General features: G+C 70.1%; 10 protein-coding genes. 3 read left to right on the forward strand and 7 right to left on the reverse strand.

Annotated features, from left to right (window positions below):
- Positions 1 to 21 precede the first annotated feature (21 nt).
- The 4 genes from ACFVDP_RS31670 to ACFVDP_RS31685 form a co-directional block, all read right to left on the reverse strand.
- The gene (locus ACFVDP_RS31670; protein WP_383497296.1) at positions 22 to 1,164 is read right to left on the reverse strand and encodes an ABC transporter substrate-binding protein; all 1,143 of its coding nucleotides are present in this window, start codon (positions 1,162 to 1,164) and stop codon (positions 22 to 24) included.
- 30 nt (positions 1,165 to 1,194) lie between these two features.
- A complete protein-coding gene (locus ACFVDP_RS31675) occupies positions 1,195 to 2,064 on the reverse strand; it encodes an ABC transporter permease (RefSeq protein ID WP_383497298.1) in 870 nt (289 codons plus the stop codon).
- Positions 2,061 to 2,819: an ABC transporter ATP-binding protein gene (locus ACFVDP_RS31680; protein ID WP_383497301.1), complete on the reverse strand. Its 759-nt coding sequence runs from the start codon at positions 2,817 to 2,819 to the stop codon at positions 2,061 to 2,063. The genes ACFVDP_RS31675 and ACFVDP_RS31680 overlap by 4 nt, the downstream gene beginning before the upstream one ends.
- A 259-nt stretch (positions 2,820 to 3,078) precedes the next feature.
- A complete protein-coding gene (locus ACFVDP_RS31685; RefSeq protein ID WP_383497303.1) occupies positions 3,079 to 3,495 on the reverse strand; it encodes a Fur family transcriptional regulator in 417 nt (138 codons plus the stop codon).
- 136 nt (positions 3,496 to 3,631) lie between these two features.
- Between ACFVDP_RS31685 and katG the strand changes: the two genes are divergently transcribed.
- Positions 3,632 to 5,848: a catalase/peroxidase HPI gene (katG, locus tag ACFVDP_RS31690; protein ID WP_383497305.1), complete on the forward strand. Its 2,217-nt coding sequence runs from the start codon at positions 3,632 to 3,634 to the stop codon at positions 5,846 to 5,848.
- An 87-nt stretch (positions 5,849 to 5,935) separates the two neighbouring features.
- Here katG and ACFVDP_RS31695 read toward each other — a convergent pair whose 3' ends face one another.
- Both ACFVDP_RS31695 and hisN read right to left on the reverse strand, forming a co-directional pair.
- Positions 5,936 to 6,337 (reverse strand): cyclic nucleotide-binding/CBS domain-containing protein, encoded by a 402-nt coding sequence (locus tag ACFVDP_RS31695; protein WP_383497307.1) that lies wholly within the window; start codon positions 6,335 to 6,337, stop codon positions 5,936 to 5,938.
- A gap of 163 nt (positions 6,338 to 6,500) precedes the next feature.
- The gene (hisN, locus tag ACFVDP_RS31700; RefSeq protein WP_383497309.1) at positions 6,501 to 7,298 is read right to left on the reverse strand and encodes a histidinol-phosphatase; all 798 of its coding nucleotides are present in this window, start codon (positions 7,296 to 7,298) and stop codon (positions 6,501 to 6,503) included.
- Positions 7,299 to 7,496: 198 nt separating this feature from the next.
- Between hisN and ACFVDP_RS31705 the strand changes: the two genes are divergently transcribed.
- Entirely contained in the window at positions 7,497 to 8,087 is a 591-nt protein-coding gene (locus tag ACFVDP_RS31705; RefSeq protein ID WP_383497311.1) for a TetR/AcrR family transcriptional regulator, read from the forward strand.
- 17 nt (positions 8,088 to 8,104) lie between these two features.
- Here ACFVDP_RS31705 and ACFVDP_RS31710 read toward each other — a convergent pair whose 3' ends face one another.
- A complete protein-coding gene (locus ACFVDP_RS31710; protein WP_383497313.1) occupies positions 8,105 to 9,790 on the reverse strand; it encodes an ABC transporter family substrate-binding protein in 1,686 nt (561 codons plus the stop codon).
- Between the two features lie 181 nt (positions 9,791 to 9,971).
- Here ACFVDP_RS31710 and ACFVDP_RS31715 point away from each other — a divergent pair, with 181 nt between their 5' ends.
- Positions 9,972 to 10,955 carry an ABC transporter permease gene (locus ACFVDP_RS31715; RefSeq protein ID WP_383497315.1) on the forward strand — a complete coding sequence of 328 codons (984 nt, stop codon included), beginning with the start codon at positions 9,972 to 9,974 and terminating at the stop codon, positions 10,953 to 10,955.
- The last annotated feature ends 1 nt before the right edge of the window (position 10,956 follow it).

A 10,956-nucleotide genomic window follows, 5' to 3' on the forward strand; every position in this document is an offset into this window, starting at 1 on the left:
CTTCGGCGCGTTCAGGGGGCTTCAGGACGGCTTGTGGCCCACGGCCTCCTCGTACAGCTTCCTGTCCACCGTCTTCGACTCCGGCAGCGGATCGCCCTTCGAGACGCCCGCCGCCTTGTACGCCTTCTGGAGCCGGTCCGTCGTGCCGGCGCGGATCTCCCAGTCCATGCGGAGCGACGGCGTCGACTCCAGGACCTTCTTGTCGGTCTTCAGGAGCGCGGCCAGTTCCGTCACGAAGGCCGGGTCCTTCTTGTAGTCGCCCGCGAAGTACGTGTTCACCGTGCGGATGTACGCGCGGAGGAACGCCACGCCCGCGTCGGGGTCGTCATTCAGCAGGTTCGGGCCGAACAACAGGCCGCCCAGCGGCTCGCCCAAGGGCTGGCCGCCGAGGAACGCGTAGCGCTTGTCGCCGTCGACCTTGCGCCAGACCGGGTCGAGCAGCCAGGCGGAGTCGACGCCGCCGTTCTGCAGCGCGGTCAGTACGTCCGCCGAGCCGAGCTGCTGGAACTGGATCTTGTCGAGGCCGCCGCCGTGCTTCTTGAGCGCCGTGTTCATGGGGTACGAGATGACGGACCCCTTGCCGATCATCGTGCCCATCTTCCGGCCCGCCATGGAGACGTGGGACGCGCTCTCGCCGTCCTTCAGATGTACCCACAGGCCGGACTTGGACTTGGGGTCGGGGGAGAAGTTGCCCGCGACCCACTTGATGTCGAAGCCGCCCAGGATGCCGTTCATGACGGCGGCCTCGGGAGCCGCCCACTGCGCGTCGATGTCACCCTTGGCCAGCAGGGGGAGGGCGTCGGGGGTGGGCAGGACCTTGAGCGTGACGTCCAGGCCCTCCTTCTTGAACTCGCCCTTCTCGACGGCCATTTCGAGTGGAGCCACGTACTCGGCGCTGAGGGTGCCCGTCGCGATGGTCAGCTTGCGGGGCTTCGCCAGCTTCACGGGGGCGGGGGCGCCGGACGCGCAGCGTGCGGGCTCGCGGTCGGTCGCCAGGTCGGCCGGGTCGGTCCAGCCGCCCTTGCCGCAGCCGTCGACCGCCTTGATCGTGCGGGGCGCGGCCGCGGGCCCGGACGTGTCGGTGTCGTTCTTGGCGCAGGCCGCGGTGGTGAGGAGCAGGGCGCCGGTCGCGAGCAGGGCCGTACGTAGGTCTCTGGTGCGCATGGAACCTCCGTACAGGGGTGCAAAAAGAAGTCAGGACTGGCCTCGGCCGCGGTCGCGCGGCGCCCAGGGGGTGAGGAACCGGCCCGCCAGGCGGACCAGTTCGGAGAAGACGACGCCGAGCACGGCGACACAGACGATGCCGACGAACATCACGTCGTTCTGGAAGAGGGCGCGCGCGTCGAAGATGAGGTGGCCGAGGCCGTTCGTCGCCGCGATCTGCTCCGAGGCGACGATCACGAGGACCGCCACGCCCGCGGCGATGCGGGCGCCCACCAGGACGGCGGGGAGCGAGGCCGGCAGCAGGACGTGGCGGAACATCTGCCACGGTGACGCGCCGAAGACCTGGCCCGCGTCGCGGTGCCCGGCGGGCACGGAGAGGACGGCCGCCATGGTCGAGATCCACACGAAGAAGAAGACCGTCGCCGCGACGAGGGCGATCTGGGGGCCTTCGCCGAGCCCGAACATGTTCAGGAACACGGGCAGCAGGGCGAGCTTCGGGACGACGTAGAGGGCGTCGAGGAGCGGCTCCAGGGCCGCGCGGATCAGGGACACCGAGCCCATCAGCAGGCCCAGGGCGTAGCCCGCGACGGTACCGATCGCGTAGCCGCCGAGGACGCGTTTGAGGGTGGCCCAGACGTCAGGCCACAGGTCGCCCGCCGTCGCCCGGTCCCAGCCGTCGGCGAGGATCGTGGAGGGGGCCGGGTAGACCCGGTCGTCGATCCAGGACTGGGTGGCCGCCAGTTGCCACAGCAGGACCAGGAGCAGGGGGACGGCGACGGCGAGGGCGAGTTCCAGGGTGCGGCGCCGGCGGCGGGTGCGGGCGGGGTGGAGTTCCTGCGGGCCGGGGGCGCGGACCAGGACGTCGTCGCCGGGGGACTGGGCGGGGGCGGTCGTCGTCATGCCGGGATCGCCTCCTGGTGCACCTCGCCGCGCAGCAGGTCCCACAACTCGCCCTTGAGAGAGGTGAACTCCGGGGTGTCGCGGATGTCTCCGGTACGCGGTCGTGGGAACGGCGGACGGCGCTCGGCGATCACCCGGCCCGGGCGGGCCGACATCACCAGGACCCGGTCGCCGAGGACGATCGCCTCCTCCAGGCTGTGCGTGATGAACAGGGTCGTGGTGCGCGTGGACTGGGTCAGGGCGAGCAGTTCGTCCTGGAGGATCGTGCGGAGCTGGGCGTCGAGCGCCGCGAAGGGCTCGTCCATGAGCAGGATCTCGGGCTCCACCGCCAGGGCCCGGGCGATCGCGACGCGCTGGCGCATGCCGCCGGAGAGCGCGGCGGGGAAGGCGTCGGCGAAGTCGGCGAGGCCCATGCGGGTGAGCCAGTCGCGCGCTCTTGCGTTCGCCTCCTTGCGGGGGACCTTCTGGATGTCCAGGCCGAAGCGGACGTTGGCCAGAACCGTCTTCCAGTCGTAGATGCCGTAGTCCTGGAAGATCATGGCGGCCGGGCGGGGGTCGGCGGTGCGGATCTCCAGGGTGCCGGTGGAGGGGCGGGTCAGGCCGGCCGCGATGCGCAGGAGGGTGGACTTGCCGCAGCCCGACGGGCCCACCACGCAGACGAATTCGCCGGGGGTGACGGTCAGGTCCAGGGGGCCGAGGGCGTGGGTGGGGCCGAAGGTGCGGGTGAGGTCGTGGGCTTGCAGCTTGGGGTGCATGGGCCCTCCGGGGTGCGGGAGTTGTGGTGGGCGCCCGCGAGAATATGACGGGGTGTCAGATTCTGGAAGAGGGGGTGGGGGTGGGGGTTTGGTGCCGGGTGTGCCGTCGTGGGGGGTCTCGCGCAGTTCCCCGCGCCCCTGGGGTTGTCGGTCGGGTGGCGGCCGGTGGGGCTTCTCGCGCAGTTCCCCGCGCCCCTGGCGGGGCGCAAAGAAGCGGCCCGCACCGGAAAGTGCGGGCCGCTCTGGAAGGCGTGCGGAACTACGGGGCGCTGCAGGTGGGGCAGACGCCTCGGTAGGTGACCTCTACGTCGGAGATCGTGAAGCCGAAGCGCTCCGAGTCGGGCAGGCTCGTCAGTGGGTTGCCCGTCGGGTGGACGTCGCGGATCTGGCCGCACTGCGCGCAGACCAGGTGCTGGTGCGGGCGGTGCGCGTTCGGGTCGTAGCGCTTGGCCCGCTTGTCCGTGGCGACCTCGATGACCTCGCCCAGCGACACCATCTCACCCAGGGTGTTGTAGACGGTGGCCCGGGAGATCTCGGGCAGCTTCGCGACGGCGCGGGCGTGCACCTCGTCGGCCGTCAGATGGACGTGGTCGCCGTCGAGGACCTCGGCCACGACGCGGCGCTGCGCGGTCATCCGCCAGCCGCGTCCGCGCAGTCGTTCCAACAGGTCACTCATGGAAACCAGCCTAACAGTCAGGGGAACAAATCCCGAACGGGTGTGACTTTGGAGCCTTACTTGACTTAGACATTGTCCATTGTAGGATCAGAAACGGCTCAGGCCAAGCGACAGGACAACTCCGGAAGGGCCCCCAATGTCCGAGAATCACGAAGCAATCGTCACTGACCCGAAGCTGGAGGGGGAGGGTGGTTGCCCGGTCGCGCACGGGCGTGCGGCGCACCCGACCCAGGGCGGGGGAAACCGTCAGTGGTGGCCGGAGCGGCTCAACCTGAAGATCCTCGCGAAGAACCCCGCGGTCGCGAACCCGATGGGTGAGGACTTCGACTACCGCGAGGCGTTCGGCGCGCTGGACCTCGCCGCCGTCAAGCAGGACATCGCCGAGGTGCTCACCACCTCGCAGGACTGGTGGCCGGCCGACTTCGGCAACTACGGCCCGCTGATGATCCGGATGGCCTGGCACTCGGCCGGCACGTACCGCATCAGCGACGGCCGCGGTGGCGCCGGCGCCGGTCAGCAGCGCTTCGCGCCGCTCAACAGCTGGCCGGACAACGCCTCGCTCGACAAGGCCCGCCGTCTGCTGTGGCCGGTGAAGAAGAAGTACGGCAAGAACATCTCGTGGGCCGACCTCCTGATCCTCACGGGCAACGTCGCGCTGGAGACCATGGGCTTCGAGACCTTCGGTTTCGCCGGTGGCCGCGCGGACGTCTGGGAGGCCGAGGAGGACGTCTACTGGGGCCCCGAGACCGAGTGGCTCGGCGACGGCCGCTACACGGGCGACCGCGAGCTGGAGAACCCGCTCGGCGCCGTCCAGATGGGCCTCATCTACGTCAACCCCGAGGGCCCCAACGGCAACCCGGACCCGATCGCCGCGGCCCGCGACATCCGTGAGACCTTCCGCCGCATGGCGATGAACGACGAGGAGACCGTCGCCCTCATCGCCGGTGGCCACACCTTCGGCAAGACCCACGGCGCGGGCCCGGCCGACAAGGTCGAGGCCGACCCCGAGGCCTCGCCGATGGAGCAGCAGGGCCTCGGCTGGAAGTCCACGCACGGCACCGGCGTCGGCAAGGACGCGATCACGTCCGGCCTCGAGGTCACCTGGACCAGCACGCCGACCCAGTGGAGCAACGGGTTCTTCAAGAACCTCTTCGAGTACGAGTACGAGCTCACCAAGAGCCCGGCCGGCGCGAACCAGTGGATCGCGAAGGACGCCGAGGAGACCATCCCCGACGCCTTCGACGCGGCCAAGAAGCACAAGCCGACGATGCTCACCACGGACCTGTCGCTGCGCTTCGACCCGGTCTACGAGCAGATCTCGCGCCGCTTCTACGAGAACCCCGACCAGTTCGCGGACGCCTTCGCCCGCGCCTGGTACAAGCTGACGCACCGCGACATGGGCCCGGTCGTGCGCTACCTCGGCGCGGAGGTGCCCAGCGAGGAGCTGCTGTGGCAGGACCCGCTGCCCGCGCGTGAGGGCGAGCTGATCGACGCCGCCGACGTGGCCTCCCTCAAGGAGCAGATCCTCGGCACCGACCTGACCGTCTCCCAGCTGGTCTCCGCCGCCTGGGCCGCCGCCTCCTCCTTCCGCGGCAGCGACAAGCGCGGCGGTGCCAACGGCGCCCGGATCCGCCTGGAGCCGCAGCGCGGCTGGGAGGTCAACAACCCCGACGACCTCGCCGCGGTGCTGCGCGCCCTGGAAGGCGTACAGGAGTCGTTCAACGCCAAGGGCGCCAAGAAGGTCTCCCTCGCCGACCTGATCGTGCTCGCGGGCTCCGCGGCCGTCGAGCAGGCGGCCAAGGACGGCGGCGTCCAGGTCGAGGTGCCGTTCTCGGCCGGCCGGGTCGACGCCACGCAGGAGCAGACGGACGTCGAGTCGTTCGCCGCGCTGGAGCCGGCCGCCGACGGCTTCCGGAACTACGTGGGCAAGGGCAACCGCCTCCCCGCCGAGTTCCTGCTGATCGACAAGGGCAACCTGCTCGACCTGAGCGCGCCCGAGCTGACCGTCCTCGTCGGCGGCCTGCGCGTCCTCGGTGCCAACGCGGGAGGCTCGAAGCACGGTGTCCTCACCGAGCGTCCGGGCACGCTGACGAACGACTTCTTCGTCAACCTGCTCGACATGGACTACAGCTGGAAGTCCACGTCGTCCGCGCAGGAGGAGTTCGAGGGCCGCGACGCCTCCGGCGCCGTGAAGTGGACCGGCACCCGTGCCGACCTCGTCTTCGGCTCCAACTCCGAGCTGCGCGCGGTCGCCGAGGTCTACGCGAGCGACGACGCCAAGGAGAAGTTCGTCAAGGACTTCGTCGCGGCGTGGACCAAGGTCATGGACCTGGACCGGTTCGACCTGCGCTGAGCATGAGGGCGTGAACGCGTGAACGCGTGAAGGCGTGAGGAGGAGGGCCGGTTCCCTTGTCGGGGAGCCGGCCCTCTTCTGCTGTCCTCAGACGGTCAGCGGGGGCGCGTGCCGCCGCGCCGGGACCCAGCAGCGGATGATGTCGCGCACCGAGACGATGCCGACCGGCTCCTGGCCGTCGAGCACGATCAGGTGCCGGAACCCGCCGTGCGTCATCGCCTGCGCGGCGTCCTCCAAGGTCCACGCGGGAGCGGCGAAGACGACATCCGTGGTGGTGTGGGTGTCGGCGGTCTCGATGTCCGGATTCTGGTTCCGGCCGAGGGAGTTGAGGACGTCGCGCTCGGTCAGAATGCCGATGCCGGAGCCGTCGGGGTCGAGGACCACGGCGGCTCCGACGCGGCGGCTGGACATCAGCCGGGCCGCCTGGCGCAGGGTGTGGGTCGGTCCGATGGTGAGGACCATCGTGCTCATGGCGTCGCGGACGAGCATGGATGGAGCCACCTTCCTGTGTGAGGTACCTGTCCACCGCTCAACGAGAAACGGTTCACAAGTTCACAAGTGGGGGGACTCTCAGAGTTACAGGTAAAGGGAGTGCCAACAAGAGGGCGCGTGAGGTGAGTTCGGGGGCGCCCGCCGCGCGACGGAGATCCGGTCAGCGGGCGTTGAGGTGGCTCAGCATCTCGTCGTGCAGCAGACCGTTCGACGCCGCCGCGTTGCCGCTGTGCGGGCCCGGGCGCCCGTCGAGCCCGGTGAAGGAGCCGCCAGCCTCCGTCACCACGATCGCGGTCGCCGCCATGTCCCACAGGGAGAGCTCGGGCTCAGCGCAGATGTCGATCGAGCCCTCGGCCACCATCATGTACGGCCAGAAGTCGCCGTAGCCGCGCGTGCGCCAGACCGACCGGGTCAGGCCCAGGAACCCGTCGAGCCGGCCCTGCTCCTCCCAGCCGCTCAGCGAGGAGTACGCGAAGGAGGCGTCGGCCATGCGGCCCACATTGGACACGTGCAGCCGGCTCGCGGAGGTCAGGCTGCGCCCGGTGTACGCGCCCGCGCCCTTCGCCGCCCACCAGCGCCTGCCGAGCGCGGGGGCCGACACGACGCCGACCACCGGCTGGAAACCGCCCTCGCCCGCCTCCATGAGGGAGATCAGGGTGGCCCAGACCGGCACGCCGCGTACGTAGTTCTTCGTGCCGTCGATCGGGTCGATCACCCAGCGGCGCGGTCCCGTGCCCTCGACGCCGTACTCCTCGCCGAGGATCGCGTCGCGCGGCCTGGCCCGCTGGAGGTTGCCACGGATCAGCTCCTCGGCGGCCTTGTCGGCCTCGCTCACCGGCGTCATGTCCGGCTTCGTCTCGACCTTCAGGTCGAGGGCCTTGAAGCGGGCCATGGTCGTGGCGTCGGCCGAGTCGGCGAGGACGTGGGCGAGCCGCAGATCATCGTGGTAGTCGGGCATGACTGCACAGTAGCGACCGTGATCGGCTCTCGGCCACAGGGCCCCGGGGGCTGCCCTCCCGGCGACGAGGGGAGTCCGACGACGGACCCTGGCCGGAACGGCCCCCACCGCGGGCGCGCGGACTATTGACAGTGCGGACAAGCCCGTCAACTCTGGCGAAACGAGCCGTAGAACACACGGCGGCCCCGGGAGGCGACGATGCCTGCAGCGCGGGAATCCTTGTTGGACGCGGCCTATACGGCGCTCGCGCGGCGTCCCTGGGGCGGCGTGCGGATGGTGGACGTGGCGGCGGTCGCCGGGGTGTCCCGGCAGACCCTCTACAACGAGTTCGGCAGCAAGGAAGGGCTCGCGCGGGCGCTCGTGCGCCGGGAGGCCGACGCCTATCTCGCGGGCGTCGACCGGGCCCTGAAGGAGGGCGGGCTCGACGCGGTCGCCGAGTGGACGGTGACCGCGGCGCGGCGCAATCCGCTGGTGCGGGCCGCGCTCACCGGCTGCTGGAGCGAGCGGCTGCCCTCGCCGACGCTCTCCGCGGTGCCCTCCTCCTCCGCCGTGCCCGCGCAGCGCCGCGCGGACGGGCCGCTGCCCGCCCCCGCCGACTTCGTCTCCGCCGTCCGCGACCGGTGCCTGGCCGCGCTGGGGACGCCGGGCGCGCCCATGACCGAGTCCGAGGCGCTCGCGCGGGACTGCGAGCTGGCCGTCCGCCTCGCGATGTCGTGCGTGCTGGTGCCGCCGGGGGAGGGCGGGGCAGGGCGCCTCGTGCGGGACGCCCTGCGGCCGCGGACCGCTTGACCGCTCACGCGGGCTGACTACTTGAGCCAGCCGATCTTCGTGTAGTCGCTGCTGGCCAGGCCCTCGGCGCCGTAGTTCGCGAGGCCCGAGCGGACGGCGAGGATCTGCGGGCGCTGGTACAGCTCGATGGAGTGGCCGAGCTTCCACAGCTCCCTGTCGGCGTCGTTGTAGAGCTTGTTCGCCTCGGCGGTGTCGGTGGTCCGCTGCGCCTTCTTCAGCAGGGCGTCGACCTTCGGGGAACCGATCGAACCGTAGTTCTGCAGCAGGTTCTTGCCCTGCGGCTGGAGGAACGTGGGCACGATGGTCGACTTGAACACCGCGTCCACGTTGCGGAAGCTCGTGAGGTCGAAGTTGCCGGTGTTCACGAACTTCGGGAAGAAGTCGTTCGCCGGGACCTTCTTCAGCGTGATCTTGATGCCGACCGCGGCCAGCTGCTGCTGCACCAGCTCCGCCTGGTCGAACTGCGCCGAGGTGCTGCCCGCGCTCAGCGTGTACTCCAGGGTGAGCTGCTTGCCGCCCTTGGTGCGCGGCTCGCCCTCACCGGCCGACTTCCAGCCGGCCGCGTCGAGGAGCTTGCCGGCCTTCTCCGGGTCGTACGTCCCGTACTCACCCGCGTTGTTCCGGTAGCCCTCCTGGTTGGGCATGAAGAAGTGGTTGTCGAGCGGCTTCAGCTCGAAGGAGAGGTCCTTGCTGAACGCCGCGTTGATGCCCTTGCGGTCGATCGCGTTGCCGAGCGCCTGGCGCACCCGTACGTCCTTCAGCGGACCGTGCGCGCCGTTCAGGGCGATGTGCACCTCGTCCCAGCGGGCGCCGCGCCGGATGTCCGTGCCGGACGCCTTCACCAGGCGCTTGTAGTCCTCCGGCAGCAGCGCGGTCGCGAAGTCGATCTCCTTGTTCAGGTACGCCTCGGTGGTCGCCGTGAAGTCGATGACGCGGTAGACGACGGAGTCCAGCCGGGGCTTGGCGCCCCACCACTTGGGGTCGGGCACGATCGTGACGGTCTGCGCCGTCTTGTCGTACGACTTGATCTTGAAGGCGTTGCCGGAGACCGGCACCTTCTCCTGCCAGGCCGCGTTGAACTTCTTCGGCGTGCTCGTGTACGCCGCCGGGTACAGCGGGTCGAACAGCCGCTGCCAGTCCGCGTACGGCTGGTCGAAGGTGATGCGGACACCGTGGGCGTCCTTGCCCTGCTCGACCTTGGAGATCTGGTCGTAGCCGGAGGTGTCCGCCACCTCGTACGCCTTGTTCACGCCGCTCTGCGCCTTCCACTGGGAGGCGAAGTCCTTCCAGCTCAGTGGTGTTCCGTCGGTCCACTTCGCCTTCGGGTTCAGCTCGTACTCGACGATCTGCGGGTCGTTCGAGACGACCTTCGCCGAGGCCAGGAAGTCCGGGTTGGCGTGGACGGCGCCCTTCGCGTCGGAGTCGAAGAGGTCCGGCAGGATCGCGCCGACGATCTCCTGGGTGTCGCCCTGGGCGCCGTCGGGCGTGTTCACGTTGTACTGCACGGGCCACTGCGTGATGTACGTCTTCAGCGTCCCGCCCTGCTTCAGATCGCTCACCGGGTGGGCGTTGACGTCCTGCCCGTCGGCCGCCGGGGCGGCCTGCTTCTTGACCGGCTTGCCGTCGTCGGAGGACCCGCAGCCCGCCAGCACCAGGCTGGCCGACAGGGCGGCGGCGAGGGCGGTGACGGTGGATCTGCGCATGGGGGTTCCTCCGGGTCGGGCGCGGCCAGGGGTGCGGCCACGGTCGACGGGACCGTAAGCCTGCCGACGACGCCCGTGGAAGGGCTCCCGGGAGATGACATGTGCTCTTCATGACGCAGCAACAAACCGCGATCATGCTGGAGCGGTAAGCCGGTGACCTGCACAAACGGAGGACGAACAGGTGTGGGGCTATCTGGGCAAGCGGATCGGCTACTACGTCGTCCTGCTCGCCGTCGCCATCTGTCTGTCGTACCTCCTGGCCTCGCTGGCCCTGGACCCGCGCGCCTACTACGAGGGCCGCCAGCCCCCGCTGTCCAGCGCCTCCGTCGAACACCACCTGACCGCGATCGGCGTCAACGACCACAAGCCGCTCCTCGACCGCTTCCTGACCTGGGCCGGGCACGCCGTCCGCGGTGATCTGGGACGGACCATCGACGGCTCGTCGGTGAGCGCCGAGTTCGGGCGTCGGATCGGGGTGAGCCTGCGCCTGCTGCTGCTCGGCACGGTCGCGGGCACCGTGCTCGGGGTGGCGGCCGGGGCGTGGACGGCGGTGCGCCAGTACCGGCTCTCCGACCGCGCGCTGACGCTGACCTCCTTCGCGCTGCTGTCGACTCCCGTGTTCCTGCTGGCCGTTCTGCTCAAGATCGGCGCGATCTGGTTCAACCAGCGGACCGGCACGGACGTCATCCAGTTCACCGGCGAGAAGAGCCCCGGCGTCGACTCCGGCTTCTGGGCCGTGCTCAAGGACCGCTCGGTGCACCTCCTGCTGCCGACGGTCTCCATCGCGCTCGGCGCCATCGCGAGCTACAGCCGCTACCAGCGCTCGGCGATGCTCGACGTGCTCGGCGCCGACTATCTGCGCACGGCCCGCGCCAAGGGCCTCACCCACCGCGCGGCCCTGCTCAAGCACGGACTGCGCACCGCCCTCATCCCCATGTCGACGTTCTTCAGCTACGGGTTCCTCGCCCTGTTCACCGGCGCCACCTTCACCGAGACGATCTTCGGCTGGCACGGCATGGGCGAGTGGTTCGTCTCCTCCATCGGCAAGAACGACGTCAACTCCGTCGTCGCCGTCAATGTCTTCGCCGCCGTCGTCGTGCTGCTGTCCGGCTTCCTCGCCGACGCGCTGCACGCCGCCCTCGACCCGCGCGTGCGCCGCGCCTGAG

This window comes from Streptomyces sp. NPDC057694, assembly GCF_042799415.1.
Classification (GTDB): domain Bacteria; phylum Actinomycetota; class Actinomycetes; order Streptomycetales; family Streptomycetaceae; genus Streptomyces.

Coding starts and splice junctions, on each gene's coding strand:
- ACFVDP_RS31685 (WP_383497303.1), bottom strand. CDS start 3,495: ATGAGTGACCTGTTGGAACGACTGCGCGGACGCGGCTGGCGGATGACC.
- ACFVDP_RS31710 (WP_383497313.1), bottom strand. CDS start 9,790: ATGCGCAGATCCACCGTCACCGCCCTCGCCGCCGCCCTGTCGGCCAGC.
- ACFVDP_RS31705 (WP_383497311.1), top strand. CDS start 7,497: ATGCCTGCAGCGCGGGAATCCTTGTTGGACGCGGCCTATACGGCGCTC.
- ACFVDP_RS31675 (WP_383497298.1), bottom strand. CDS start 2,064: ATGACGACGACCGCCCCCGCCCAGTCCCCCGGCGACGACGTCCTGGTC.
- ACFVDP_RS31695 (WP_383497307.1), bottom strand. CDS start 6,337: ATGCTCGTCCGCGACGCCATGAGCACGATGGTCCTCACCATCGGACCG.
- hisN (WP_383497309.1), bottom strand. CDS start 7,298: ATGCCCGACTACCACGATGATCTGCGGCTCGCCCACGTCCTCGCCGAC.
- ACFVDP_RS31670 (WP_383497296.1), bottom strand. CDS start 1,164: ATGCGCACCAGAGACCTACGTACGGCCCTGCTCGCGACCGGCGCCCTG.
- katG (WP_383497305.1), top strand. CDS start 3,632: ATGTCCGAGAATCACGAAGCAATCGTCACTGACCCGAAGCTGGAGGGG.
- ACFVDP_RS31680 (WP_383497301.1), bottom strand. CDS start 2,819: ATGCACCCCAAGCTGCAAGCCCACGACCTCACCCGCACCTTCGGCCCC.